The 25,658-nt window shown below is 63.1% G+C and carries 30 protein-coding genes and 1 tRNA gene; 18 read left to right on the plus strand and 13 right to left on the minus strand.

Features of this window, described 5'->3' with window-relative positions; translation table 11 throughout:
* Positions 1 to 45: 45 nt before the first annotated feature.
* The 5 genes from FCK22_RS04415 to queC all read right to left on the minus strand — a co-directional run bounded on the left by FCK22_RS04415 (position 46) and on the right by queC (position 3,162).
* Complete coding sequence (locus FCK22_RS04415; RefSeq protein WP_067268495.1) at positions 46 to 711, minus strand: L,D-transpeptidase; 666 nt, start codon at positions 709 to 711, stop codon at positions 46 to 48.
* 212 nt (positions 712 to 923) lie between these two features.
* Positions 924 to 1,388, minus strand: coding sequence for a preQ(1) synthase (gene queF, locus FCK22_RS04420; RefSeq protein ID WP_067268534.1), 465 nt, complete (start codon positions 1,386 to 1,388; stop codon positions 924 to 926).
* Between the two features lie 15 nt (positions 1,389 to 1,403).
* Positions 1,404 to 2,111, minus strand: coding sequence for a 7-carboxy-7-deazaguanine synthase QueE (gene queE, locus FCK22_RS04425; protein WP_067268497.1), 708 nt, complete (start codon positions 2,109 to 2,111; stop codon positions 1,404 to 1,406).
* Positions 2,108 to 2,461, minus strand: a complete 354-nt coding sequence (gene queD, locus FCK22_RS04430; protein ID WP_067268498.1) for a 6-carboxytetrahydropterin synthase QueD — start codon at positions 2,459 to 2,461, stop codon at positions 2,108 to 2,110. The genes queE and queD overlap by 4 nt, the downstream gene beginning before the upstream one ends.
* The gene (gene queC, locus FCK22_RS04435) at positions 2,461 to 3,162 is read right to left on the minus strand and encodes a 7-cyano-7-deazaguanine synthase QueC (RefSeq protein ID WP_067268499.1); all 702 of its coding nucleotides are present in this window, start codon (positions 3,160 to 3,162) and stop codon (positions 2,461 to 2,463) included. The genes queD and queC overlap by 1 nt, the downstream gene beginning before the upstream one ends.
* A gap of 213 nt (positions 3,163 to 3,375) precedes the next feature.
* Here queC and FCK22_RS04440 point away from each other — a divergent pair, with 213 nt between their 5' ends.
* From FCK22_RS04440 to FCK22_RS04450, 3 genes are all read left to right on the plus strand, one after another.
* Positions 3,376 to 3,789, plus strand: a complete 414-nt coding sequence (locus tag FCK22_RS04440; protein ID WP_169306058.1) for a PAS domain-containing protein — start codon at positions 3,376 to 3,378, stop codon at positions 3,787 to 3,789.
* Positions 3,761 to 4,774, plus strand: coding sequence for an HWE histidine kinase domain-containing protein (locus FCK22_RS04445; RefSeq protein WP_136720252.1), 1,014 nt, complete (start codon positions 3,761 to 3,763; stop codon positions 4,772 to 4,774). The genes FCK22_RS04440 and FCK22_RS04445 overlap by 29 nt, the downstream gene beginning before the upstream one ends.
* A 127-nt stretch (positions 4,775 to 4,901) precedes the next feature.
* Positions 4,902 to 5,660: a glutaredoxin gene (locus FCK22_RS04450; protein WP_067268503.1), complete on the plus strand. Its 759-nt coding sequence runs from the start codon at positions 4,902 to 4,904 to the stop codon at positions 5,658 to 5,660.
* Positions 5,661 to 5,705: 45 nt separating this feature from the next.
* Here the strand turns inward: FCK22_RS04450 and FCK22_RS04455 are convergent.
* From FCK22_RS04455 to leuD, 5 genes are all read right to left on the minus strand, one after another.
* Positions 5,706 to 5,782 (minus strand) — tRNA-Pro (locus tag FCK22_RS04455).
* A gap of 189 nt (positions 5,783 to 5,971) precedes the next feature.
* Complete coding sequence (leuB, locus tag FCK22_RS04460) at positions 5,972 to 7,078, minus strand: 3-isopropylmalate dehydrogenase (RefSeq protein WP_067268505.1); 1,107 nt, start codon at positions 7,076 to 7,078, stop codon at positions 5,972 to 5,974.
* Between the two features lie 69 nt (positions 7,079 to 7,147).
* Positions 7,148 to 8,254: an endonuclease/exonuclease/phosphatase family protein gene (locus tag FCK22_RS04465; RefSeq protein WP_082852179.1), complete on the minus strand. Its 1,107-nt coding sequence runs from the start codon at positions 8,252 to 8,254 to the stop codon at positions 7,148 to 7,150.
* Positions 8,137 to 8,955 carry a hypothetical protein gene (locus FCK22_RS04470; protein ID WP_197471033.1) on the minus strand — a complete coding sequence of 273 codons (819 nt, stop codon included), beginning with the start codon at positions 8,953 to 8,955 and terminating at the stop codon, positions 8,137 to 8,139. The genes FCK22_RS04465 and FCK22_RS04470 overlap by 118 nt, the downstream gene beginning before the upstream one ends.
* A 289-nt stretch (positions 8,956 to 9,244) precedes the next feature.
* Positions 9,245 to 9,850, minus strand: a complete 606-nt coding sequence (gene leuD / locus FCK22_RS04475; protein ID WP_067268508.1) for a 3-isopropylmalate dehydratase small subunit — start codon at positions 9,848 to 9,850, stop codon at positions 9,245 to 9,247.
* Between the two features lie 80 nt (positions 9,851 to 9,930).
* On the opposite strand from leuD, the gene FCK22_RS04480 reads away from it, so the two are divergent.
* Positions 9,931 to 10,146 (plus strand): DUF2945 domain-containing protein, encoded by a 216-nt coding sequence (locus FCK22_RS04480; protein WP_067268510.1) that lies wholly within the window; start codon positions 9,931 to 9,933, stop codon positions 10,144 to 10,146.
* A gap of 38 nt (positions 10,147 to 10,184) precedes the next feature.
* On the opposite strand, the gene leuC is transcribed toward FCK22_RS04480, so the two are convergent.
* Complete coding sequence (leuC, locus tag FCK22_RS04485; protein ID WP_067268511.1) at positions 10,185 to 11,591, minus strand: 3-isopropylmalate dehydratase large subunit; 1,407 nt, start codon at positions 11,589 to 11,591, stop codon at positions 10,185 to 10,187.
* A 278-nt stretch (positions 11,592 to 11,869) separates the two neighbouring features.
* On the opposite strand from leuC, the gene FCK22_RS04490 reads away from it, so the two are divergent.
* The 3 genes from FCK22_RS04490 to rlmH all read left to right on the plus strand — a co-directional run bounded on the left by FCK22_RS04490 (position 11,870) and on the right by rlmH (position 14,276).
* Positions 11,870 to 13,225, plus strand: a complete 1,356-nt coding sequence (locus FCK22_RS04490) for a mechanosensitive ion channel domain-containing protein (RefSeq protein WP_067268515.1) — start codon at positions 11,870 to 11,872, stop codon at positions 13,223 to 13,225.
* A gap of 186 nt (positions 13,226 to 13,411) precedes the next feature.
* Positions 13,412 to 13,783, plus strand: a complete 372-nt coding sequence (gene rsfS / locus FCK22_RS04495; RefSeq protein ID WP_067268516.1) for a ribosome silencing factor — start codon at positions 13,412 to 13,414, stop codon at positions 13,781 to 13,783.
* A 22-nt stretch (positions 13,784 to 13,805) separates the two neighbouring features.
* Complete coding sequence (gene rlmH, locus FCK22_RS04500; protein ID WP_067268518.1) at positions 13,806 to 14,276, plus strand: 23S rRNA (pseudouridine(1915)-N(3))-methyltransferase RlmH; 471 nt, start codon at positions 13,806 to 13,808, stop codon at positions 14,274 to 14,276.
* Between the two features lie 11 nt (positions 14,277 to 14,287).
* Here the strand turns inward: rlmH and FCK22_RS04505 are convergent, their stop codons facing one another.
* Positions 14,288 to 14,644: a hypothetical protein gene (locus FCK22_RS04505; RefSeq protein WP_067268520.1), complete on the minus strand. Its 357-nt coding sequence runs from the start codon at positions 14,642 to 14,644 to the stop codon at positions 14,288 to 14,290.
* Positions 14,645 to 14,829: 185 nt separating this feature from the next.
* Here FCK22_RS04505 and FCK22_RS04510 point away from each other — a divergent pair, with 185 nt between their 5' ends.
* The 9 genes from FCK22_RS04510 (at position 14,830) to FCK22_RS04550 (ending at position 22,478) form a co-directional block, all read left to right on the plus strand.
* On the plus strand, positions 14,830 to 16,281 hold the full coding sequence (locus FCK22_RS04510; protein WP_067268521.1) for an FAD-linked oxidase C-terminal domain-containing protein: 1,452 nt from the start codon (positions 14,830 to 14,832) through the stop codon (positions 16,279 to 16,281).
* Positions 16,278 to 17,390 carry an FAD-binding protein gene (locus tag FCK22_RS04515; protein ID WP_067268523.1) on the plus strand — a complete coding sequence of 371 codons (1,113 nt, stop codon included), beginning with the start codon at positions 16,278 to 16,280 and terminating at the stop codon, positions 17,388 to 17,390. The genes FCK22_RS04510 and FCK22_RS04515 overlap by 4 nt, the downstream gene beginning before the upstream one ends.
* On the plus strand, positions 17,387 to 17,755 hold the full coding sequence (locus tag FCK22_RS04520) for a hypothetical protein (protein WP_067268525.1): 369 nt from the start codon (positions 17,387 to 17,389) through the stop codon (positions 17,753 to 17,755). Before FCK22_RS04515 ends, FCK22_RS04520 begins: the two co-directional genes overlap by 4 nt.
* Positions 17,756 to 17,768: 13 nt before the next feature.
* Positions 17,769 to 19,097, plus strand: a complete 1,329-nt coding sequence (glcF, locus tag FCK22_RS04525) for a glycolate oxidase subunit GlcF (RefSeq protein WP_067268526.1) — start codon at positions 17,769 to 17,771, stop codon at positions 19,095 to 19,097.
* A gap of 75 nt (positions 19,098 to 19,172) precedes the next feature.
* The gene (locus tag FCK22_RS04530; RefSeq protein ID WP_231886460.1) at positions 19,173 to 19,976 is read left to right on the plus strand and encodes a trypsin-like serine protease; all 804 of its coding nucleotides are present in this window, start codon (positions 19,173 to 19,175) and stop codon (positions 19,974 to 19,976) included.
* Between the two features lie 149 nt (positions 19,977 to 20,125).
* The gene (locus tag FCK22_RS04535; protein ID WP_067268529.1) at positions 20,126 to 20,596 is read left to right on the plus strand and encodes an Hsp20 family protein; all 471 of its coding nucleotides are present in this window, start codon (positions 20,126 to 20,128) and stop codon (positions 20,594 to 20,596) included.
* Positions 20,597 to 20,842: 246 nt separating this feature from the next.
* Positions 20,843 to 21,349, plus strand: coding sequence for a hypothetical protein (locus FCK22_RS04540; RefSeq protein ID WP_067266794.1), 507 nt, complete (start codon positions 20,843 to 20,845; stop codon positions 21,347 to 21,349).
* Positions 21,350 to 21,531: 182 nt separating this feature from the next.
* Positions 21,532 to 22,206 carry a metal-binding protein ZinT gene (locus FCK22_RS04545; protein WP_067266795.1) on the plus strand — a complete coding sequence of 225 codons (675 nt, stop codon included), beginning with the start codon at positions 21,532 to 21,534 and terminating at the stop codon, positions 22,204 to 22,206.
* 14 nt (positions 22,207 to 22,220) lie between these two features.
* The gene (locus FCK22_RS04550; RefSeq protein ID WP_067266797.1) at positions 22,221 to 22,478 is read left to right on the plus strand and encodes a DUF6525 family protein; all 258 of its coding nucleotides are present in this window, start codon (positions 22,221 to 22,223) and stop codon (positions 22,476 to 22,478) included.
* A gap of 58 nt (positions 22,479 to 22,536) precedes the next feature.
* Here FCK22_RS04550 and FCK22_RS04555 read toward each other — a convergent pair whose 3' ends face one another.
* Positions 22,537 to 24,012, minus strand: a complete 1,476-nt coding sequence (locus FCK22_RS04555; protein ID WP_067266799.1) for an NAD-dependent succinate-semialdehyde dehydrogenase — start codon at positions 24,010 to 24,012, stop codon at positions 22,537 to 22,539.
* A gap of 91 nt (positions 24,013 to 24,103) precedes the next feature.
* On the opposite strand from FCK22_RS04555, the gene FCK22_RS04560 reads away from it, so the two are divergent.
* The gene (locus FCK22_RS04560; RefSeq protein WP_067266801.1) at positions 24,104 to 24,892 is read left to right on the plus strand and encodes an alpha/beta hydrolase; all 789 of its coding nucleotides are present in this window, start codon (positions 24,104 to 24,106) and stop codon (positions 24,890 to 24,892) included.
* Positions 24,893 to 25,020: 128 nt separating this feature from the next.
* Positions 25,021 to 25,650: a DUF1523 family protein gene (locus tag FCK22_RS04565; protein ID WP_067266803.1), complete on the plus strand. Its 630-nt coding sequence runs from the start codon at positions 25,021 to 25,023 to the stop codon at positions 25,648 to 25,650.
* Positions 25,651 to 25,658 lie beyond the last annotated feature (8 nt).

A 25,658-nucleotide genomic window follows, 5' to 3' on the forward strand; every position in this document is an offset into this window, starting at 1 on the left:
CATAGAAACGGGGGCTGCCAAGCGGCCCCCGTTTTTCGTTCCAGCTTAGCTGCTGGCAACAACGCTTTCTTCCGCCGAATAGAGATAGGCTGTCGAGCCGGTCTGCACATTCGGGTAGAGCTGGTTGATATGCGCCATGATCATCCGCACACAGCCTGAGCTTGCCCGGCCCCCGATGCTCTGCGGCTGCGGGGTGCCGTGGATGCGCAGATAGGTGTCGCGGTTTCCTTCAAAGAGGTAAAGCGCCCGCGAGCCGAGGGGGTTTTCCGGGCCGGGCGGCACGCCGTCTTCGAGGCCCGCGTAAAGCTCGGGATCGCGCTTGATCATGTTTTGGGTGGGCGTCCAATGGGGCCATTGCACCTTGCGCTTGATCGTATAAGTGCCCGGCTCATAAAGATTGCCACGGGCAATCGCCACGCCGTAGCGCATGGCGGTGCCGCCCTCTTCGATATGATAGATATAGCGCGCCACCGCATCGACGTGGATGTCACCGACGCGCAGGTTGTCATTCGCCACGACCCGCTGCGGCAAGAAGCGCGGGTGGACGCCCCAAGGGTTGCTCGTCGCCGGGTCAAAGCCCGCTGGGGTGACCTGCGCATCCCATGCGGCCTTCTCTGCCGCGCTTGGGCGCGTGCGGGCCATCAGGGGGGTGGCAATTGCGCCGGAAAATAGCGCCGTGGTGGTCTGAATGAAATGACGTCTTGTCAGCATGTGGTCGCTCCGTGGTTGACCTCTCTGCGCGGGGCAGGGTCGTATGCGTGTATGAGAGACTAACGGCCTTTCTCCGCTGGAGGTTCAAGGAAGAAGGCAGTTGCTGAAGATATTGTGATCTAAAACACACGGTTTTCACCGAAAAAAACGGGGCGCGGGCGGGTGGGCGCGCGCCCCGAATGCTGCGGGGGTAGGAGGTAGGGAGGGCCCGGTCAGCCGCGCCCGCGGTAGGGCGGCACCCCTTGATCGGGGATCCAGACGCCCTCGGGCAGGGGGCCGGTTTGCCAGAACACATCGATGGGAATGCCGCCGCGCGGATACCAATAGCCCCCGATCCGCAGCCATTGCGGGTCGAGGAACTCGGCCAAGCGGCGGGCGATGGAGATGGTGCAATCCTCATGAAAGGCGCCGTGATTGCGGAAGGAGGTCAAAAACAGCTTGAGCGATTTCGATTCCACGAGCCACGGGCCGGGCACATAGTCGATCACCAGATGGGCAAAGTCGGGCTGGCCGGTCATCGGGCAGAGCGAGGTGAACTCCGGCGCGGTGAAGCGCACGTTATAGGCCACATCGGCCTGCGGGTTCGGCACACGCTCAAGCTCGGCCTCTTCGGGGCTGGCGGGGATGCGGGTTTCCCCGCCGAGCTGTTTCAGATTGCTGTAGATGTCGTCGGACATGGGGGTCTCCATCGGTCAGACGCCGCGCTTGTTGCCCCAGATCAGGACATGAAGCTGCGGCAGGATAAGGGGGGCGAACCAGTGATCGGTCATGGCAAGCTCGGTCAGCCAGCCCAAACGGTCGGCCAGCGCCTGCGGGTCCACCGGCGTGGCGGGGTCGACCTCGGGGTTGCCGGGTTGAAGGTAGAGCGGGATATCGAGGTGATGGGCATGCACTTCGCGCGCCCAATGGTAGTCGATCTCGTCAAAGATCACGATTTTCATCACCTGCTGCCGCGCCTGCGCGCCGAGGGTCCGGCAGGCGTCGAATGCGTTCCAATCGACGCGCTCACCGCTTGATGGCGGTTTGGGGGAGAGCACGAGCGTATCAAGCTCGGCAAACCATGGCCGCGCGATAGAGCCTTGGGTCTCGCAGGCGAAACGATAGCCCGCGGCCTTGCCCATGCGGATCAGCGGGCCGAAATCCTGTATCGCCGGATTGCCACCCGAGAGGGAGACGGTCAGCGGTTGGTCCTTGGAAAGCTTGCGGATCTGGCGCCAGATGTCCTCGGTCGACATGGGGGTCCAGCTATGGCGGTACTGGCTGTCGACGGCATGCAGGCTGTCGCACCAGCTGCACCGATAGTCACAGCCGCCCGCGCGGACGAATACCGTCGGCTCCCCGATCAGCGCGCCTTCGCCCTGAATGGTGGGGCCGAAGATCTCGGCGATGCGCAGGGTCATGGCCGGTATTCCGCCCATGTTTTCGGGGTCTCGCTGACCAGCACGGCAGAGGTCTCGGGCCAGCGGGCGGCGCACCAGTCGTGGAAATGTTTCGCCATGTTCTCGGCGGTGGAGGGGCCGTCCAGCACATCGTTCAGATGCCGGTGGTCAAAGTGATCGTCGATATAGGTCTTGAGCGGTTTCAAGTCGTGGTAATCGCGCACGAAACCATCGGCAGTGAGCGTCTCGGCGGCCAGTTCGACCACGACGATGTAGTTGTGCCCATGCAGCCGCGCGCATTGATGATCGTCGGGCAGGTGGGTCAACTGGTGGCTGGCGGAGAAGTGGAATTCCTTGCGAATGCGGAACATCAGCCTTCCCCCTGCGCGGCGAGGGCCGTGGTCCAATAGTCGGGGTCGGCGTAGACCGTGGGATCGGTAATCTTGGCCAGATGAAAGGCTTCGCGCCGTTCGACACAGGTGCCGCAGCGCCCGCAATGGACCGCGCCGCCCTTGTAGCAGGACCACGTCTCAGCGAAGGGCGTGCCGTGCTGCGCGCCTTGGCGGACGATCTCGGCCTTGCTGTGCTCTACGAAGGGCGTGTGCAGCCGCACGTCGGCATAGCCGTCGAGCGCGGCCTGCTGCATCGCATCGAAGGCGCGGGTGAAACCGGGGCGGCAGTCGGGATAGATGAAATGATCGCCGCCATGCACGGCAGTGGCCACCGCCTCATCCCCCTGCGCGGCGGCAATGCCAAAGCCGATCGACAGCATGATCGCATTGCGGTTCGGCACGACGGTGATCTTCATCGTGTCTTCGGCGTAATGCCCATCGGGCACGTCGATATCATCGGTCAGGGCGGAGCCCGATAGCGCCGCACCGATCCCGCGCATGTCGATCAGGTGAAACGGCACGCCCAGCCGTTCGGCCGCCGCCCGGGCGAAATCGACCTCTTTGCGGTGGCGCTGGCCATAGTCGAAGGAGACGAGCCGGGTGAGGTGACGCACCTCGGCGGTGATATGCGCAAGCGACACGGAATCGAGTCCGCCTGAGCAGATGACAAGTGTTTTCATTTTGGGGCCCTTGTTTTGATGTCCGGGTAGGCTGCGACCGGATGGCGGGGCTTATTTCAGAATTTGCGCGGATTGCAAGCCTCACGCGCGGGCGAGCAGCCGCCGCAGAGGCAGGAGGGTTTCCGCCAAAACCCGATAAAATAAGGATTCTGGCCTTAACGATTAAACCTAAGTTAACTTTAGACAATGTCGAATTCGCGCTATGGTGGGGCTATGTTGAAAAGCACCCAAAGCGTCACGCTCGACGCCAGCCATTACGAATTGATCGAGGCGATGACCGATGAGGTGGTCATTCTTGACGCCACCGGCAAGATTGTCGCGGTCAATATGGCGTGGAAACTGTTTTGCGAAGAGAATGGCGGCGATGCCGGAACGCATTACGTCGGGGCCAATTACTTTGACATCTGCGAAGCGGCGGCCATGGGTGCCGTGGTGCAGGCGGAAACGGTTCTGGAAGGGCTGCGCCAAGCGCTGAAAACCGGGACTTCCTTTGAGGGGGAATACCCCTGCGATGGGCCGGGGGTGCGGCGCTGGTTTCAACTCAACGCCAACCGCTTGACGATCCAAGGCGCGCCTTGCCTGCTGTTGCAGCACCGCAATGTCACGACGCGCCGCATGGCGCGATGATGATATCGAACGTGCCCATGTGCAGGCGGAAACCTTTGCCGCCCTCGTGGCCACCACGGGCGAAGCGATCCTGACCTATGACATGGAAGGCCGCATCATCAGCTGGAATCCGGCAGCCGAGCGGCTCTACGGCTATACGGAAGAGGAGGCTTTGGGCCAGTCGGTCGAGCTTTTGTATCCGCCGGAGTGGCCGACGCGGGTGCTTGAGTATCGCGATCAGATCATGGCCGGCAAGCTGCGCCAATTCAATGCGGTGCGCGTGGCCAAGGACGGCACCGAGCGCCATGTCACCATCGCCTGCACGCCCATTCGGACACTTTCGGGGGATATCGTCTCGATCTCGAACATCCACCATGATGTGACCGCCACGCGCAAGGCCGAAGAGGTGCGCGATCTCGTCTCGCGTGAGGTCATCCACCGCGCCAAGAACATGCTCTCTCTGGTCACGGCGATGCAGCGTCAAACGGCGAGTTCGGCGGCCTCTCTCGCGGAGTTCAACAAATCCTTCGGGGCCCGTATTCAGGCGCTGGCCCGCTCCACCGATTTGCTGGTCGATGGCGGCTGGTCTTCGGTGGATCTGGCTGAGTTGGTGCGCGCGCAGTTGGACCCGTTTTTGCATTTGCAGGCCAAGGCGGTGGATGTGGATGGCCCCTCTGTCGCTTTGGGACCGCAGGCGTTGCAACTGATCGGCATGGCGCTGCATGAACTGGCGACGAATTCCACGAAATACGGGGTGATGAGCGACGGCTGCGGCGATATCCAATGCCACTGGTCTCATACCGAAAAGGGGGGGCTGCGTTTCCAGTGGATCGAGACCGGCATTACCTTTGACCCCTCAGCCAACAAGGCCACCGGTTTCGGGAGCAAGGTTCTGTCTGTATTGGCCCCCGCGATGGTCAATGGCGCGGCGGAAACGGTGACCAGCGAAAACGCCCTGACTTGGACAGTCACGATTCCTGCCGCGCATCTGGGAAAACTGGCCTGAGCGGCATCGCGCTGCCGCGCTGCGCAGGGTTGCCGGTTGACCTAAATCGCCCCTTTGCGGAACTCTCCTGCGCTGGAAACTTGTTCCTCCTTTGAGACGTCGTTCGAAAAGGCAAAAGGAGGTTAGGATGGCCGAAGGACAGGGCAAGACCGCGAAACTCTACCGGATGGTGATGGAACAACACCTCTGTCCCTTCGGGTTGAAATCGAAAGACCTGCTGGAGCGGCAAGGCTATCACGTCGAAGATCACCACCTCACGACCCGCGAAGAGACCGATGCCTTCATGGCGAAAGAGGGTGTGGAGACCACGCCGCAGACTTTCATCGAGGGGGAGCGGATTGGCGGCTACGACGATCTGCGCGTGCATTTCGGTTTGGGCAAGCCCAAGGAAGAGCAATCGGACACCAGCTATCAGCCCGTCATTGCCATTTTCGGCGTGGCCTTCCTGATGGCACTGGGGCTCTCTTGGTACGCATTCGGCAACATCTTCACACTTCGGGCCTTCGAGTGGTTCATCTCGATCTCCATGTGTTTCCTCGCCGTTCAGAAGTTGCAGGATATCGAAAGCTTCTCGACGATGTTTCTGAACTATGACCTGCTGGCGCAGCGATGGGTGCCCTATGGCAAGGTCTATCCATTCGGGGAGGCGCTGGCGGGTATTCTGATGACCGCCGGGGCGCTGACCTGGCTCTCGGCCCCCGTGGCGATCGTGATCGGCGCGATTGGCGCGGTTTCGGTGATCAAGGCGGTCTATGTCGACAAACGCGAACTGAAATGCGCCTGCGTCGGCGGGTCGAGCAATGTGCCGCTTGGGTTCGTCTCGCTTACTGAGAACGTCATGATGCTGGGCATGGGGGTCTGGATGCTGCTCAAGGTCTACGGCTGAGCGGAGCGATCCGAGTTTTGGGCCTAGGGAGCTGTGGGGGGTATCTGGTCGGGCTGAGAGGATTCGAACCTCCGACCCCCTGCTCCCGAAGCAGGTGCGCTACCAGGCTGCGCTACAGCCCGACCGATGTGCAGCGCAATAGCGCAGCTTGGCAGCTTTGGCAATTGGTCAGTTGCAGGGATTTTGCGTGGCGTTTGCGGAAAGCGGGGGTAATTGGGGGCGCTGCCCCCGCAGCCTGCGGCTGCTCCCCCGAGGGTATTTGAGAAAGGATGAAGGGGAAGGGGCGGGGCGTGAGACCCCGCCTTAGTTTCTTATAGGCTGGCGTCGAGGGCTTTGAGGATGGCGTCGCCCATTTCCTCGGTCGTGATGGGGGTGCCGCCTTCGGGGCCCATCAAGTCGGGGGTGCGGGCGCCATCGGCCAGCGCGCGTTCGACGGCTTTTTCCAGACGGGCGGCTTCTTCGCCTTGGTCGAAGGAATAGCGCAGCGCCATGGCGAAGCTGAGGATACAGGCGATCGGGTTGGCCTTGCCTTGGCCTGCGATGTCGGGGGCGGAGCCGTGAACGGGCTCGTAGAGGGCCTTGGGGCGGCCATCGGCATTGGGTGCGCCGAGGCTGGCGGAGGGCAGCATGCCGAGGCTGCCGGTCAGCATGGCGGCGCAGTCGCTGAGGATGTCGCCAAAGAGGTTGTCGGTGACGATCACGTCGAACTGTTTGGGCGCGCGCACGAGCTGCATGGCGCCATTGTCGGCATACATGTGGCTGAGTTCGACATCCGGGTATTCGGCGTCGCGCACTCGTTGGGTGACTTCGCGCCACAGGATGCCGCTTTCCATGACGTTGGCTTTCTCCATGGAGCAGACTTTGTTGCCGCGGCGGCGGGCGAGTTCAAAAGCGGAGCGGGCAACGCGCTCGATCTCGCTTTCGGTGTAGCGCTGCGTGTTGATGCCGACGCGTTCGTTGCCTTCCTCGAAGATGCCGCGCGGCTCACCGAAATAGACGCCGGAGGTGAGTTCGCGCACGATCATGATGTCGAGGCCCGCGACCACGTCTTTTTTCAGCGAGGAGAAATCGGCCAGCGCGTCGAAGCATTGTGCCGGGCGCAGGTTGGAGAAGAGGTCCATTTCCTTGCGCAGGCGGAGCAGGCCGCGTTCTGGTTTCACGGAGAAGTCGAGGTCGTCGTATTTCGGGCCGCCCACGGCGCCCAGCAGCACCGCGTCGACTTCGAGGGCGCGGGCCATCGTGTCGTCATGCAGCGGGGTGCCGTGTTTGTCATAGGCCGCGCCGCCGACCAGTTCATGCTCTACGTCGAAGGCCAGATCGCGCTTTTCGCCGAACCAGTCGATGATGCGCGTGACCTGCGCCATGACCTCGGGGCCGATGCCGTCGCCGGGGAGGATGAGCAAGGATGGGTTGGCCATGGGAAACTCCTGAAAATACGGTTGGAGATTGGGTAGCCTGCGGGTTCCGGAGGGTCAAGATAGGGGGCGTCAGCGGGTGAGGTCGACCCAGACGAGGGCATGGCGGCTGGCGCTTTCGCCCTTGGGCCAGATGAGGCCAGCGTCACTGACTTCCCAGTCGCGCGAGGGCAGGATGTAGTCGACGCGCATCGGGCCGGTTTGGGCCCAGTTGACCGTGGGGCGGTGCGGCAGGGGGTCTTGCAGCGGAGGATTGGAGAGGAGGGCGGCAATGGCTTCGCCGCGCCCGTCGCCGCGTTGCGGGTCGAGATTGGCGTCTCCCAGCAGAACGAAGGGGGGTGTCGGGGGCGTTCCGATCGTTCCATCAAGGTGGTGGAGCCAGAAGATGGTTTCGTCATGGTTGCGGCGGCCATTGCGGTCTTCGGGGCCGTCGAAGACCGGCGGGGTGGCGTGGTATGTCAGCAGCGTGACGGGGCCCTCCGGGGTTTGGATCGGCAGGGACCAGTGGCCGTTGGAAGAGAGGCGCTGCGTGGTGTGGGCCTCGGCCCCCGCAAAGGGGGCGCCGTCGATCATCGGGTAGAGTGTATCGGGGAGGTCGCGCCAGAGGAGGGTGCTGAAATCTTGGAGCCCGCCCTCTTGGATCGGGTGGCGTGAGAGGATCGCCATGGCGCCTTGGCCGAAGAAACGGCCATAGCCTTGGGCGTCACGGGGGGTGCCGAGCCTGCCGTCACCGTCGAGGTCGACGCCGCTTTGGCGGCCTGCATTGGGCGGCGCGGCGAAGCGGTGGGGGTAGGGCGCGCCCGCGGCGGAGAGGGCGTCGGCGAGGGCGTTGAGGGCGGCCTGTTCGAGATCGTAGTCGATGCCTTGTAGCGCGATGATATCGGGATCGGCGCTGGTGATGGTTTCGATCACGGAGGCAACCGCGGGGTCGTCCCCGCGTAGGATATCACGCAGGAGCAGGCCCGGCCCTTTGCGCGACAATTCTGTATTGAAGGTAGCGATGCGCAGCGGTTCGGCCTGCGCGGTGTCGGTCAGCAGGAGCAGCGCCAGCAGGAAGCGGATCAGGCGGCCTGCATATGCGCTTCGGCGTAGGCGCGGCGGCGTTTGTCGTGGATCATCTCGGCTACCCGCCCCATGGCGATGCCGCGCATGATCATACTGGCCGGAAGGAATGCCCATGCGCTTATTGTCCAGATCATGGTTTGATGATTGCTCAGTGAGATTGGATCTAGCAGATCGGCGGTGGCCTTGACCACTGCGGGGATGAAGAAGGGCAGAAGGAAGCCAAGCGCGATGTTGATCCGCGCGTCCCGTTGCAGCCGGTAGAGCACATCGCCCCCAGCGGTGGGGTCGAAAAGTGGCAGGTTCACCCAGACGTTGAAAGCGCCTTGGCGTGCGGGCCAGCCCATAACGCGCACCAGCACCACGAAGGTTGCCAACGCGATGAGCGAGACCAGATAGGCCAGACCCGCCGCCGTGCGGATCAGGTTGACCGCCTCGAGAGGGGCGTCGGCGGGCATCATCAGCACCACAAGACGCACCGGGGAATAGGGGAAATCAAGCGCATTGCCCAGTATCGTGCCAAGCGCCGTGAGCGCGCCGGTCAGCAGGGTGGGGGCCGTTTGGCCCCGCGCGATAAGCGACAGGACGAGGATCGTGAAGAGCAGACTGATGAAGCGCAGCCGATTGAAAGGCGGCGCGTCGCGAAATTCGACGATGCCGGGCTGGCGGGCGTTGTATTCCATGAAGGTCAGGATCGCCGCGATACAGGCGAGCAGCACGGTGATCTGGCTGGATTCCGCATCGGACCCCGGCAAGAGAAGCGCCGGGATGGCAATCAATAGCGCCACCAATAGGCCACGCGTCGCCGCGCCTGTCATTCGTCCGATCACTGCTCTGCCCTTTCAAACTGGCCAGCCGCGATACGATGCCGCGTGCTTGTTCCAACTTGATGCCCCCGGTTGATGGGGTGTGCCTCATTCTGGTCCAATTTTTGCCTTCTTTCCGCACATGCCTCAAGGCTCCGCAGAGAGAAGAGCAGGATACTGGGGTATTTTGAGGGTGGGGGTGGTGCCTTCTTGCATCAATTCCGTGGCGGTTTGATGGCAGGCGGCAACATCTTGTGGGCGCGCGGTTCGCGCCCACAAGTTTGATCATGCAGGCCAGGCGTTAGACCCAAGGGCGGCTTTGGCCCAGCGAATCCTCGTAGCTGTCAATCGCGGCACCTTTTTCGAGCGTGAGGCCGATGTCGTCCAGCCCGTTGAGAAGGCAGTGCTTTTTGAAGGCGTCCACTTCGAAGGGGAATGTCTCACCATCTGACGTGGTTACGGTCTGGCCTTCCAGATCGATGGTCATCCGCGCGTTCGATCCTTTTTCGGCGTCTTTCATCAGCACGTCGACCTGCTCTTGCGGCAGGGCAATGGGCAGGATGCCGTTCTTGAAGCAGTTGTTGTAAAAAATGTCGGCAAAGCTGGGTGCGATGACGCAGCGGATGCCGAAATCGAGGATCGCCCAAGGCGCGTGTTCGCGCGACGAGCCGCAGCCAAAGTTGTCGCCCGCCACGAGGATCTGCGCGTCGCGATATTGCGGTTGGTTCAGCACGAAATCGGGGATTTCGTTGCCTTCGCGGTCATAGCGCATTTCGTCGAACAGGTTCACGCCAAGGCCGGAGCGTTTGATTGTCTTGAGAAAGACCTTGGGGATGATCATGTCGGTGTCGATGTTCACCAACGGCATGGGAGCCGCGGTGCCGGTGATTTCTGTAAACTTTTCCATCGGGGTATCCTTCGGAGAGTGCGGGAACCGCGCCGGCTGACGGCGCGTTCTAGGCAAATGGTGTATCAGGAGGGCATGGCATGTCGTACCAAACCGGCACGAAGGTGGAATGGGACTGGGGCAATGGCACCGGGACCGGCAAGATCGTCAAGAAATACACGCAGAAGATCACGCTGAAGCTGCAGGGCAGCGAGGTGACCCGCAAGGCGAGCGATGACGAACCGGCCTATAAGATCGAACAGGACGACGGCAGCGAAGTGCTGAAGTCCGGCAGCGAGCTGCGCAAGGCCGACTGAGCCCTGCGCAACGCGCCCGGTATCCATCCCCCGGTTGCTCACGCCAGTTCGCGCAGGTCGGTCAGGTGACCGGTGAGTGCGGCGGCGGCGGCCATGCCGGGCGACACGAGATGCGTGCGGCCCTTATAGCCCTGACGCCCCTCGAAGTTGCGGTTCGACGTGGCCGCGCAGCGTTCGCCGGGGGCAAGCTGGTCGGGGTTCATCGCCAGACACATGGAGCAGCCCGCCAGACGCCATTCGAAACCGGCCTCGCGGAAAATGTCCGCCAGCCCTTCCTCCTCGGCCTGCGCCCGGACGAGGCCGGAGCCGGGCACGACCATGGCGCGCAGACCGTCCTTGATCTTCTTGCCCTTCAGCACTTCGGCAGCGGCGCGCAGGTCTTCGATGCGGCCGTTGGTGCAGGAGCCGATGAAGACGGTGTCGATCTCGATATCGGTGAGCTTTTGACCCGGTTTCAGGTCCATATACTCCAACGCACGTTTCACGGCATCGACCTTACCGCCCTTGAAGTCTTCGGGCGAGGGGACCGTCGCGTCGATCGGCAGCACGTCTTCGGGGGAGGTGCCCCATGTGACAACCGGTGCGATGTCTTCGCCCTTGAGCGTCACGACCTTGTCCCAATGGGCGTCCTCGTCAGAGAAGAGGGTTTTCCACCAGTCCATCGCCGCTTCCCACTGTGCGCCTTTCGGAGCGTGGGGGCGGCCTTTGCAATACTCGAAGGTCTTCTCATCCGGCGCGATGAGGCCCGCGCGTGCGCCGCCTTCGATCGCCATGTTACAGACGGTCATGCGGCCTTCCATCGACAGGTCGCGGATCGCCTCGCCACAGTATTCGATGACATAGCCAGTGCCGCCCGCGGTGCCGGTGGCGCCGATGACGGAAAGGGTGATGTCCTTGGCCGTGACGCCGGGGCGCAGCTTGCCGGTAATCTCGACCTTCATGTTCTTGCCCTTGCGCTGGATCAGCGTTTGGGTGGCAAGGACATGTTCGACCTCCGAGGTGCCGATGCCGTGGGCCAGCGCGCCGAAAGCGCCGTGGGTCGCGGTGTGGCTGTCGCCGCAGACCACGGTCATGCCGGGCAGGGTCCAGCCCTGCTCGGGGCCGACGATATGCACGATGCCTTGGCGCACGTCCGAGACGGGGTAGTAATGCACGCCGAACTCGCGCGCGTTCTTGTCGAGGGCGGAGACCTGAATGCGGCTGTCCTCGGTCATCGCTTCGGGGTCTTCGCGGCCCTCTGTGGTCGGCACGTTGTGGTCCGGCACGGCGATGGTCTTGTCCGGTGCGCGCACCGTGCGGCCCGACATGCGCAGCCCTTCAAAGGCCTGCGGGCTGGTCACTTCGTGGACGAGGTGACGGTCGATATAAAGCAAGCAGGTACCGTCATCGGCTTCGTGGACGACATGGGCGTCCCAGATTTTATCGTAAAGCGTCTTGGGGGACATGATGGTCCTCTCCCGTGGTTTGGAATGGCTATGGGTGTGGCTGAGAGGGGCGGCTTATAGTCGCGCCAGAACGCTATGCGTCGCGCCGAAAAAGCGTTCGCGCAGACGCGCACGGTCGCAAAGATCAAACACCAGTATCATGGGGCAAGGGATATAGCGCCTGAGCGAGTCTCGCAAGGTGTCGTGATCGTCTTGGAGGCAGGGGGTGGGCTGCGGGTCATCTTGCCCCGGCGCAAAGCCTGTGCGACCGTGATCCTCCCTAGCTGCAAAGGCCGCCCATGATCCCTGAAAGCCACCCGTTTTCGAACTTTCTGCTGTCGCTTCAGGCTTTGTTCGACGGGGTGCTCGGCTTTGGGGAAAGCATTCTGAGCCCCGGTTGGCGGCAAAACCAAATCCTGATCCTGCTGGCCTTGGTGGCGCTGGCGTGGGTGTTGCACCGGGTCACCGGCGTGATGTTGCAAAACTGGGTCCGCTCCCGCGAAGGCTGGTCCAAGTGGCAATTGCGTGTTGTGGTGCAGGTCAAGCGGCGTTTGGGGCTGATCTGGTTCGCTTTGCTGGCGGGGCTGCTCTATCAGGTGATGCAGAACGTGACTTGGCCGTCACGGTCCTATCTCATCGGTTTGGCAGCGACGCTGGCGGCGATCTATGTGGGTATCGCTTTCGCCGCGCGTCTGGTGCGCAACCGACCCTTGCGCCGCATGGTGACATGGGGGCTGTGGATCTATGCCACGCTCTACATGCTGAACGTCGCCGATGATGTGGCCTTGTTTCTCGACGGGGTCGCGCTGACTGTGGGCGAATTCCGCCTTTCGGTGTTGACCATTCTGACCGCGCTGGTGGTGGTCGGTGCGCTTTTGACCATGGCGCGGCTGGTCAGCACAACCACCGCCGCGACGATCCGCAAGAACGAAGACATCAGCCCCTCCATGCAGGTGCTGGCCGTGAAGGGGGTGCAAATCCTGCTCTACGGGCTCGCGTTCTTCATCGGTGTGCGGGCGGTGGGGATTGACCTGACCGGGCTTGCGGTACTGTCGGGCGCAATCGGTGTGGGCCTTGGTTTCGGTCTGCAAAAGGTGGTGTCGAACCTCGTCTCTGGCGTGATCATCCTGCTTGACAAGTCGATCAAGCCCGGCGATGTGATCAGTCTGGGCGAGACCTTTGGCTGGATCCAAACGCTCGGCGCGCGCTATGCGTCTGTGGTGACGCGGGACGGTAAGGAATACCTGATCCCGAACGAAGACCTGATCACCGGGCAGGTGGTGAACTGGTCCCACTCCAATGACTTTGTGCGGCTCGATATCTATTTCGGCACGGCCTATTCCGACGATCCGCATCTGGTGCGCAAACTGGCGGTGGAGGCGGCCAAGGGCGTCGACCGGGTGCTGAGCTACAAGGCCCCGGTTTGCCATATCGTGGGCTTTGGCGATTCGTCGGTGGATTACATCCTGCGCTTTTGGATCAAGGATCCAACCGGCGGGCTGACCAATATTCGCGGCAATGTCTATCTGGCGCTTTGGGATGCCTTCAAGGAACACGGCATCTCCATCCCCTTCCCGCAGCGCGAGGTAAAAGTCATCGAAGACAGTCAACTGGCCCTGTCGCGCGCCGCGGCATCGCGGGATATGCCTGAGTGAGCGGGGATTTGCGCCGTGGTTAACGCTATGGCAACGCGATCCATTGAAAAATAAACCCCGGGTCGCTAAATTGGGGCTGCTCGGCACCGGGGCAAGCGTTCAGCATTGATGGTGCTATTTACGAAGGAGGACAATGTCCTGTCTCTTAACGTTGACGCAGCGCAGGCTGCTGACCATGGGGCTGCAATGACTGCCGCCTCGCAAATCGCAACCAGCGACGACCTGCTGGCGCTTATCCTTTCCTCGCTGAATGACGACAAGGCCGAAGATATCGTGCAGATCGATCTGCGCGGCAAGACGGCCATCGGCGACTATATGGTGATCTGCTCGGGCCGCTCCACGCGGCAGGTTTCGGCGATCTCGGAAAAGCTGGCGCAGGCCGTCAAAGACGCCACCGGACGCACGTCCAAGATGGAAGGCCGCGAAACCGGCGACTGGGTCTTGATCGACACAGGCGACGTTGTCGTGCATGTCTTCCGGCCCGAAGTGCGTGAATTCTACCAGCTTGAAAAGATGTGGCTGGGCGGCGACGACGCGGCCACAGCGGCACCGCACTGATCCCGCTTTGCGGGCCTAGGTCATGCGGGTTCACATCTGTGCCATGGGCCGGCTTCGCGCCGGTCCGGAGAAATCCCTTGTCGATGATTATCTGACCCGGTTCGACCGGACCGGGCGCGGTCTGGGCCTTGGTCCCGCGCGCGTGGTCGAGATGGAAGACAAGAAGAACGGCGGCATGGCCGCCGAAGCCGTGCTGTTACGGCGGGCGATCCCCCAAGGGGCGGTGATCTGCGTACTGGATGAACGCGGCAAGGTCGAAACCTCCCCCGCATTCGCCGAACGGCTTGGCAATTGGCGGGACGCCGGGCGGGGGGATTTGGCCTTTGTCATCGGCGGCGCCGATGGCATCGACCCCAGCCTGCGGGCAGAGGCGGATCATGCTCTCTCTTTTGGCAAGATGGTCTGGCCGCATATGCTGGTGCGGGTCATGCTGGCCGAACAGCTTTACCGCGCCGCCGCGATCCTCTCTGGCGGGCCTTACCACCGGGTCTGAAAGGGCGCAGGTCAGGGCAGCGGGATCGTCACCAATTCAGAAGACCAGCCGCTGACACTGTCGCGCGCTTGAATGCTGACCTCCGTCATCCCTTCGGGGATGCGCACGCCAGAAAGCGAGCGGGTGAAGGGCTGCTCTTTCACATGCGGATGTGCCAGATTTCGGGTGCCCAAGGGTTTGCCATCGGGGTCCAGAATGCGCCAAGCGTCGGCATAGTGGTCCCAGCCACTGTCGTTGTGCCGGATGGTGACGTCAAACTTCCACAAATCGCCCTGTCGATCGACCGTGACATTCAAAATGGCGGGCGGATCGGCGAAACCCGGTGCGGCAAAGGCCATGAAGGCGAGAATGAGGCTACGTTTGAACATGGGACACCAATAAAACAACGAACTGAATATAGCGCATTTCGGAAAGGTTCCAAGGTAGGCGGAAGTTGGGCCCGGTGCAATTCACCCTGAAGCGGCAATTTAGTGGTGCAATTGCACCAAGCGCGCGGCAAACTGGTCAAACCCGCGCCATAGGCTCTATGCTGCGGGCCAGAGGAGGGACCGGAATGCAGATGCCAACACCCGATGCCGGGATCATTGCGCGCAAGGCGCGGGTCGTGGCGCGGCTGCGCGCGGCGCTGCCCCGCGATGCCGTGATTGACGATGCGCATGAGACCCGCGCCTATGAATGCGACGCGTTGACGGCCTATAAATGCCCCCCCTTGGCCGTAACCCTGCCTGCCAGCACCGAAGAAGTCTCGTCCATTCTGGCGATCTGCCATGAGGAGGGCGTGCCGGTGGTGCCGCGCGGCTCGGGCACCTCGCTTGCCGGTGGGGCCTTGCCCACTGCCGATAGCGTGGTGCTGGGGGTGGCGCGCATGGCCGAGGTGCTTGAGGTCGACTACGACAACCGTCTGATGCGCGTGCAGACCGGGCGCACCAACCTGAGCGTCACCGGCGCGGTGGAGGAAGACGGCTTTTTCTACGCGCCCGACCCCTCCAGCCAGTTGGCCTGTGCCATCGCGGGAAATATCGCGATGAACTCGGGCGGGGCGCATTGTCTGAAATACGGTGTCACCACCAACAACCTTTTGGGCGTCACCATGATCATGATGGACGGCGAAGTGGTCGAGATCGGCGGCGGTTATATGGACGCGGGCGGGCTGGACCTTTTGGGCGTGATCTGCGGCTCCGAAGGGCAGTTGGGCGTGGTGACCGAAGCCACCCTGCGCATCCTGCCCAAACCCGAAGGCGCGCGGCCCGTGCTCATGGGGTTCGACGACAACGCCGTGGCTGGGGCCTGTGTCAGCGACATCATCAAGGCGGGCGTCTTGCCCGTGGCGATCGAATTTATGGACCGCCCCTGCATCGAGGCGACGGAGGCTTTCGCCCATGCGGGCTACCCGATGTGCGAGGCGCTGCTGATCGTGGAGGTCGAAGGCTCCGATGCCGAGATCGACCACCAGCTTGCCCTGATCACCGAGATTGCCCGCCGTCACAACCCGGTGGAACTGCGCGAAAGCACCAGCGCCGAGGAAAGCGCCGCGATCTGGCTGGGCCGCAAGTCCGCCTTTGGCGCCATGGGGCAGATCAACGACTACATGTGCCTTGATGGCACCATCCCGGTGAATGAGCTGCCCATGGTGCTGCGCCGGATCGGTGAGATGTCCGATGACTATGGCCTCAAGGTCGGCAATGTTTTTCACGCGGGCGACGGCAATATGCACCCGCTGATCCTGTTTGACGCCAACAAACCCGGCGATCTGGAGAAATGCGAGGCCTTTGGCGCCGATATCCTGCGGCTCTGCGTCGAAGCGGGCGGTTGCCTGACCGGGGAGCATGGGGTTGGGATCGAAAAGCGCGATCTGATGCATGAGCAATACGCCCCCGCGGATCTAGAGGCGCAATTGATGGTGAAGGATGTCTTCGACCCGGCATGGCTGTTGAACCCGGCCAAGGTCTTCCCTCTCGACGTGACGAAAGGGCGACGCGGCAGCGGCGCATCGGTGGCGGCGTGACGGTGACTTCCGAGGCGGAGCTGGCCGAGGCGATCCGTGGCGCAGAGGCGCCCCTGTCCCTGCGGGGCGGCGATACACGCGGCATGGCAGGGCCCGGCGCGGCACTGTCGCTTGCCGGTCTGCGGGGGATCACCCTTTACGAGCCGGGCGCGCTGACGCTGGTCGCGCAGGCGGGCACGCCGGTCTCCGAGATCGAGGCCGCTTTGGCCGCCGAGGGACAGCGGCTGGCCTTTGAGCCGATGGACCACCGCGCGCTCATGGACCGCAGCGGCACGCCGACCATCGGCGGGGTCTTTGCCGCCAATGTCAGCGGCCCGCGGCGGCTTGCTGTTGGGGCGGCGCGGGATTTCCTCTTGGGGGTGCGGTTCGTCGATGGGCAGGGGGCCATCATCAAGAACGGGGGCCGGGTGATGAAGAATGTCACCGGCTATGATCTGGTCAAGCTCATGGCCGGGTCGCAGGGCACCTTGGGCGCGCTGACCGAAGTCTCGCTGAAGGTACTCCCGAAACCCGAAACCAGCGCGACGCTCGTGCTGTCCGGGCTGGACGACGCCGCCGCCATCGCCGCGATGGCGCTGGCCATGCGCAGCCCTTTCGAGGTGACCGGCGCGGCCCATGACCCGGCGCAGGGCCGAACGGTCCTGCGGTTGGAGGGGTTCGAGACCTCGGTCACCTACCGGATCGGGCGGCTGAAGGATTTGCTTGCCGCCACGGGGGGCGAGATCGAGGTGCTTGCAGAAGGTAGCTCAGAGACCCTCTGGCGTGATCTGCGAGATGTGGCGCCCTTCCATGGGGCGGCGGGCGATGTCTGGCGCCTGCATTGCCGCCCGACCGAGGCTCCGGCGCTTGCGGCTAAGGCCGGGGCGGAGGCGCGGCTTTATGATTGGGCCGGGGGGCTGCTATGGCTGCGCATGGCCCCCGGCACGGACCTGCGCGCCCGCTTGGGACGGTATGACGGCCACGCGACCTTGTTGCGGGCCGAGGCGGCGGGGACGCTGCCCCGACAGGAACCCGAAGCGTCGGGGGTGGCGCGGTTGACGGCGGGGCTCAGGGCCAAGTTCGACCCCCGTGGCCTGTTTAACGCCGAAGCCTTGGCCCGCAGCGCATGACTTTGGTGCTGGTCTTCCTCATCGTCTTTCTGATCGGCCCGTTTCTGTTCAAGGCGCTGATCGCCGTGCCGCCTTCGCTTAGGGCCATCCGCGCCTTGGCGGCGATGGTGCTGGCGACCTTTCTGATCGCGCTTGCCCTGCGCTATGGTCTGCTGCGCTATTGGGGCGACAGCGCTTGGCTGTTGGGGGCCATCGCCTTGGCGCTCTGGGCCGCATGGATCGGGGTGATCGCGCTGGTGGTCCAAGCGCTGCGCCGGGCCGATCCGCGCCCGGCAATGCGCCGGTGGAGCGGGGTGCTGGGAGCCGTGGGCACGACGGTGCCGTGGTTCGGCCTCGTCCTCGCCAATCTGATGCGCAGCACATAGGAACGGAGCCGTCATGCAAACCACCTTCACCCCCGCGCAGTTGCAGGATCCTGACACGCAGCGCAGCAATGAGATTCTGCGCGCCTGTGTGCACTGCGGCTTCTGCACGGCGACCTGCCCGACCTATCAGGTCTTGGGCGATGAGTTGGACAGCCCGCGCGGACGCATCTACCTGATCAAGGACATGCTGGAGAACGACCGCGACCCGGATCCAAAGACGGTTCAGCATATCGACCGCTGCCTGTCCTGCCTCGCCTGTATGACGACCTGCCCCTCGGGGGTGCATTACATGCATCTGGTCGATCACGCCCGCGCCTATATCGAAGAACGCTACAAGCGCCCCATGGGCGAACGCGCCCTGCGCTGGATGCTGGCGCGGATTCTGCCCTATCCCACACGCTTTCGGCTGGCGCTGCTTGGGGCCAAGATCGGCCGGCCCTTTGCCCGGCGGATGCCCGACGCGCGGCTGCGCGCCATGCTGGAAATGGCGCCCAAGACGGTCCCCCCGGTCAGCCGCAACGACGATCCGCAGAGCTTTCCGGCTAAGGGCAAGCCGCTGCGCCGGGTGGCCCTGATGACCGGCTGCGCCCAAAAGGCGCTGAACACCGATATCAACGACGCCACGGTCCGGCTGCTAACCCGCGCGGGCTGCGAGGTGGTGGTGGCCCAAGGGGCGGGCTGTTGCGGCGCGCTGACCCATCACATGGGCAAGACCGATGAGAGCCACACCCACGCCGCCCGCAACATCCGCGCATGGCGGGCCGAGATGGACGGCGAGGGGCTGGATGCCATTGTGATCAACACCTCGGGCTGCGGCACCACGGTCAAGGATTACGGCCATATGTTCCGCAATGACCCGCTGGCAGAGGATGCGGCGCGGGTTTCGGCCCTTGCGAAGGATGTGACGGAACTGCTGGCAGAGCTCGACTTGCCCTTTGCCAAACCGGCCGCGTCGGGCATGGTCGTCGCCTATCATGCGGCCTGTTCGCTGCAACATGGGCAACAGATCAAGGCCACGCCGAAGACCCTGCTGAAGCAGGCGGGATACACGGTGGTGGAACCGGCGGACAGTCACCTCTGCTGCGGCTCAGCGGGGACCTATAATCTGATGCAGCCCGAGATTTCGGCCAAGCTGAAAGAGCGCAAGATCAAGACCCTGGAGGCCAAATCACCGGATGTGATCGCGGCGGGCAATATTGGCTGCATGATGCAGATCGGATCGGGCACCGGGGTGCCGGTGGTGCATAGCGTCGAACTGCTCGATTGGGCCTGTGGCGGGCCGAAACCGCCCGCGCTCAGCCGTGATCCTGACGCGCCTGCGCAGGTGCCGCGTTTGCGTTAAGCCCGCGCCGTATTTTCGCCGCAACTCCCCTATATCCGCCAAGTAAACATGGTTTTGAGGTGCATTTTGCGACAATTGTTGGCGGCTATCTTCGGCGTCTTTACCCTTGCCACGGCGGCGCAGGCTCAAGACAGCGCACTCAAAGCGCTCGACAACGGTGTGGATGCCGCCGCGTGGGAGGCGGTGGGCCGTCTCGACATCGGTGGGACCGGCTTTTGCACCGGCACGCTAATCGCCCCGCGTCTGGTGCTGACCGCTGCGCATTGCCTGTTTGACCGCGAAACCAAGGCCCGGATCGACCATGGTGAGGTGCAGTTCCTCGCCGGTTGGCGCAATGGCCGCGCCGGGGCCTACCGCGACATTCGCCGCGCCGTGGTGCATCCCGATTACGTCTATGACGGTGAGGTCTCCTCGGGCCGGGTGCGCAATGATCTGGCGCTTTTGGAACTCTCCCGCCCGATCCGCAACACCACCATCCGGCCCTTCGGCACTGCCGCGCGTCCGCGCCCCGGCGACCGTGTGGGCGTGGTCAGCTATGCCCGCGATCGGGCCGAGGCACCGTCTTTGCAAGAGGTCTGCAAGGTGCTGGCCCAGCAAGAGGGGGTCTTGGTGACCTCCTGCGCGGTCGATTTCGGCTCAAGCGGCGCGCCGATCTTTAGTTTCGTCGCAGGCGAGGCGCATATCGTCTCCGTCGTTTCGGCCAAGGCCGAGGTTGAGGGCGCGCAGGTCTCGCTCGGCACGGCGCTCGGCGCGCCTTTGGCACTGCTGCAAGCGGAACTGGTGGCAGGCAAGGGCGTGTTTCTGGATTCCAACCCCGCAGGCAAGCGCATCCGCGTCGGAGAAGAGCGCGGCACCGGGGCGAAATTCATCCGCCCGTAATTCTGCGCGGCAGGACTTGAAAGCGCGCAAACCCTTTCCCACATGAGCTTTGCCGAGGTGCCTCAATAGGGCTTCGGCGCTTGAAAAACCGGGTCTGTCCAATGGTGGAAGGCCCGATATGTCAATCGCTCACTGATGAGGATGAACACATGCGTAGCTTTGATTTCGCACCCCTTTACCGCTCCAGCGTTGGTTTCGACCAGATCGCCAACATGATGGACCGGGTTCTGACAAATGATGGGGCCACCCCCAGCTATCCCCCCTACAACATCGAAAAGCTCGACAACGATGCCTATCGCATCTCGATCGCCGTCGCCGGTTTCTCGGATAGCGATCTGAGCGTCGAAGTGCGTGAGAAGGCGCTTATCGTTTCGGCCCGCAAGGCGGATGAGGATGAGGCCAAGACCTATCTGCACCGCGGCATCGCCACCCGCGCCTTTGAGCGTCGCTTCCATCTGGCCGACCACGTTCAGGTGATCGGCGCGGCCCATGCCAACGGCATGCTGCATATCGAGCTTGAGCGTCAGGTGCCCGAGGCCCTGAAACCGCGTCAGATCACCATCTCTTCCGAGGTGAAGGCGATCGACAAGGACGTGGTTGACGCCAAATCCGTGAACTAAGCGCAACCGTTCCGGCGCTTTGCGAAGGCCCGCTTTTGGCGGGCCTTTTTTCTGGGCGGTCGCCTCCCAAGCTCGACCCGTTCGTGGGTGAATATCTGCCAAAGCTTGGGGGCGAAAACGGCGGCTTTCTGCTGCGCGGGGGGCGGGGTGAAACCAAGCAAAAGCTGTCGGGTTGAGTGGGGGACCGGGCAGGCGTGCCCGGACAACAGCGTGCAGAGTACCGCACGCGCAATGAAAGGAAGAACCATGACGACCTATGCAAATTCCCTACGCAAGCTTTCCCTGACCACGGCTGTCGCCGCTCTTATGGCGGCCCCAGTCGCCGCACAGACGCTGGACGCGGGTGTCGGCACCGATGCGACCGCCGATCTGGCGGGCACGGAATTGGACACCACAGCCGGGGCCGAGGCGAATGGCACCCTGACCACCGAACAGGCCATCGACCAAACCGCGGCCTCGGACATCGATACGGATGCCGATATCGCGCTGGATGGCAGCACCGTGGCGGTCGCCTCAGATGATACGGTCATCGGCACCATCTCGAACGCAGAGCCGCAAGCGGACGGTTCCATGCGCTATTCCATCGATCTGGCCGAGGAATTCGCCGCCGATAGCGACCGTGCGGTCGTGCAGATCGACCAAGATGTTGACGCCGATGGCCAGCTGCTCATCGGCATGACGGGCGAAGAATTCGCCGCGGCCCTGTCCCAGCAAGTGAATGCGGACGGCGCGGCGCAGACCCGGACCAACTAAGACGGGTCACCCTAGGGCGTATCTCTCCCCCGCCCGAAGGCCGGCAGCATGAAAGTGCTGTCGGCTTTTTCGTGTTCGGGCTGGCGGCCATCGGGTTGCAAACTCTCCGGGACAAGGCTACTCCGCGCTAGTTATGATATAACATATCGAATCATGACGCAGGCCAAACCACGGAGAACGACATGCCCCAAACATCCGCATCCCCGCTATTCTTCCTGACGCTCAGCGCGGGCCTTGCCCTTTCGGCCCCGGTCGTGGCCGAGACGAAAGAGGCATCGCATGACCACGATCATTCCCATGCGCATGACCACGCCCACGACCAGAACGACATCTACAAAGGCTACTTTGACGACGCGCAGATCAAGGATCGGCCCTTGTCGGATTGGGCGGGCGACTGGCAATCGGTCTACCCGCTGTTGCAGCAGGGCGCGCTGGACGCGGTGATGCAACACAAGGCCGAGCACGGCGACAAGACGGCGGCGGAGTACAAGGCCTATTACGAGGTCGGCTATGCCACCGATGTGGACCGCATCACCATCGACGGCAATGCCGTGACCTTCTTCCGGGACGGTGATCCGGTGCAGGGGCGCTATGTCAGCGATGGCTATGAGGTGCTCACCTACAAGAAGGGCAACCGCGGCGTGCGCTATGTCTTTGCCAAAGAGGGCGGCGATGCCGAAGCGCCGGAATATATCCAATTCAGCGACCATATCATCGCGCCGCAAAAGGCCGATCACTATCACCTCTACTGGGGCGATGACCGCGCCGAGGTGTTGAAGGAACTGACCAACTGGCCGACCTATTTCCCCGCCGAGCTGAGCGCGTCTGAGATCGCGGCGGATATGCAGGCGCATTAAGGGCGGCCCGCGGCATGACTGGCAAAAAGCGAAACCTGCGCAGCGGGCTGAAACAGCGGCGGCGTCAGGGGAACCCGATGGCGGCCTTTGACCAACTGCCGCCGCCCCTGCGGGCATGGCTGGCGCAGGCGGCGCTGCCGTGGTCGCCCCGTTCGGCACATCGGCTGTGGTGTCGGGCGTTGCAGCGTTGCGAAGGTGATGTCGCGCAAGCGATCTCGCATCTTTCGCGGGCGGAGCGCCGGATGCTGGCACAGGACCGGCTGACGCAATAGCCCGATGCAAAACGGGGCGCGCCATGGCACGCCCCGTTTCTTTAACTTCCGCCGGTGCTTAGACCGACAGGCAGACGTATTTCATCTCAAGATAGTCTTCGATTCCGTGGTGCGATCCTTCGCGCCCAAGGCCGGATTGCTTGACCCCGCCAAAGGGCGCAAGCTCGGTCGAGATGATGCCGGTGTTGACGCCGACGATGCCATATTCCAGCGCCTCGGCCACCTTGTAGACGCGGCTGAGGTCCTTGGCGTAGAAATAGGAGGCAAGGCCGAAGATCGTGTCGTTGGCCATGGCGATCACGTCATCCACATCCTCGAACTTGAAGAGCGGCGCGAGGGGGCCGAATGTCTCTTCCTTGGCGACTTTCATATCCTGCGTCACGCCGGTCACGATGGTGGGCCCGAAGAAGTTGCCGCCCATGTCGTCCTTGGCGTTGCCCAGAATGATTTCCGCGCCGTTGTCGACCGCATCCTTGATATGCTCTTGCACTTTGTCCGAGGCTTCGGGGTTGATGAGCGGGCCCAGATCGGTGCCCTCTTCGAGGCCGTCGCCGACCTTCATCTGGCTCACGCGGTCCTTCAGCTTGGCCGCGAAGGCGTCATAGACGCCCGCCTGCACGTAGATCCGGTTCGCGCAGACGCAGGTCTGGCCGTTGTTGCGGAACTTGCACATGATCGCGCCCTCGACCGCCGCGTCGAGATCGGCGTCGTCGAAGACGATGAAGGGCGCGTTGCCGCCCAGTTCCATTGAGCATTTCATCACCTGATCGGCGGCCTGTTTCAGCAAGATGCGCCCGACCTCGGTTGAGCCGGTGAAGGTCAGCTTGCGCACCGCCGGGTTCTCGCAGAACTCCTTGCCCACGGCGGAGGAGGAGGAGGACGGCACCACGTTGAACACGCCCGCCGGGATCCCTGCGCGTTCCGCGAGCACGCCCATGACGATGGCCGACAGCGGCGTCTCCGCCGCCGGACGCGCCACAAACGAACAGCCCGCCGCCAGCGCGGGGGCCGCCTTGCGGGTGATCATCGCGTTGGGGAAGTTCCACGGCGTGATCGAGGCCGCGACGCCGATGGGTTGCTTCATCACCATGATGCGTTTGTCGCGCTGGTGGCCGGGGATCATCTCGCCGTAGACGCGCTTGGCCTCTTCGCCAAAGAATTCGATGAAGGACGCGCCATAGGCGATCTCGCCCTTGGCTTCGGCCAGCGGCTTGCCCTGTTCGGCAGTGAGGATGGTGCCCAGATCGTCTTGGTTCTCCATCATCAGGTCGAACCATTTGCGCAACACGGCGGCGCGTTCCTTGCCAGTCCAAGCGGCCCAGTCCTTCTGCGCCTTCTCGGCTTGGGCAATCGCGCCCGCGACCTGCGCGCGGCTAAGGTCGGCGACCTGTGCGATGACATCGCCCCGCGCGGGATTGGTCACGTCAAATGTACCGTCGTCGCCTTCGACCCATTGGCCGCCGATATAGGCGCGGGTTTCAAGCAGGCTGGGGTCTTTCAGCAGTGATTTCAGATCCGTCTTAGCATCAGTCATGTCATCTCTCCGCTATTCTCTATAGCCTCCAAAGCAACAACGAGTATGATTGTCCAGTTAAGTTTGATCAAATCCGGGGTGGGAGACCCAAATGATGCTAGATGACGCCTATGCAAACGCTGCCTATATCGACGGGGCCGACGGCTTTCCGCCCCGCTGGGAAAAGGAGGCAGAGGCATTCCGCGCGTCATTGGGGGCGCGGGCGCAGCTTAACGTGCGCTATGGCCCTTCGGACCGTCAAAAGTTCGACTTTTTCCAGCCCGAGGGTGTCTCGCGCGGCACGGCGGTCTTCGTGCATGGCGGCTATTGGAAGGCTTTCGACAAGAGCTATTGGTCGCATCTGGCCGCCGGTCCGCTGGCGCGGGGCTATGCCGTGGCGGTGCCGTCCTATGACCTCTGCCCCGATGTGCGCATTTCCGAGATTTCCACCCAAATCGCCGCGGCGCTGACCGAAGTGGCGAACCGCACGCAGGGCACCATCGTGCTGTCGGGCCATTCGGCGGGTGGGCATTTGGTGGCCCGCATGACCGACCCGCTGCTGCTGGGGGCCGAGGTGCGCGACCGGATCACGCGGATCGTGCCGATCTCCCCCGTGGCTGATCTGGCGCCCTTGTTGCAAACCGAAATGAACGACATTTTGCGGCTGGATGAGGCCGAAGCCGCCGCTGAAAGCCCGATCAAGATGACCCCGCCCCATGGTGTGGATGTGACCGTTTGGGTCGGCGCGGCGGAGCGGCCCGTCTTCCTCGAACAGGCCGAGAATTTCGCCCGCAGTTGGGGCGCGAAACATGTGGTGGCCGAGGGCAAGCACCATTTCGACGTGATCGATCCGCTGTCAGAGCCGGACAGCGACCTGACCAAAGCGCTGCTGGGCAGCTAAGGCCCGCATTTTGCGGCAAATGTCGCGTGTTAATGCGCGTAAGGCATTTGCCGCAGTGCCGCGGAAACACTATGTCAGAAGGGCAAAGGCCCCTGTCCGGCCGCGCGACCTAATGGAAAGGGCCGAAGATGAGAATCGTTAAATGGGTGTTCTGGGTGACCGTCTGGGTGCTGGTGGGGGCGTTCTTCCACTATACCCTGCCGCAGACCGATATCGTCCGCGTCACGGACACCTATGAAAAGCGGATCGACTTCGGCAACAACTCGATCTTCTGGTCCGGCTCATCGACTGATAGCGCGGGGCAGGCGGTCAACCGCGATGTCTTTTTCATCCAGACCCGCCGGGCCAAGGGCGATGTCATGGTCTACCGCAACGAAGACACCGGCTGGGGCTGGCCGCCCTATTTCAAGTTCGACACCGCCAACCTTCAGGCCGAGGCAGCCGATGCCCGCAGCACCACCGGCGCGCCGCAGTATTACGCGCTGAAACACTATGGCTGGCGCAGTGAACTGTTGTCGATCTACCCCAATGCCATCTCGCTCCGCCCGGTCGAGGGGCCGGAGGCGAGCAAGGGCATCCCCCTCGTGACCATCATCGTGCTGACCCTCGCCGCGGCACTCTTCTATGCGATCTGGGTGCGCTGGCGGCGGTTCCGCCGGGCGCGGCTGGACCCCAAGATCGAGGCGATCGAGGATGACATCGCCGCGCGGCGGGGCCGCTTTGCCCGCTGGCGGGCCGAACGGCGCGCGCGGAAATAACCTCACCA

The sequence above is a fragment of the Sulfitobacter sp. 15WGC genome, from assembly GCF_005068605.1.
Taxonomy (GTDB): Bacteria; Pseudomonadota; Alphaproteobacteria; order Rhodobacterales; family Rhodobacteraceae; genus Sulfitobacter; species Sulfitobacter faviae.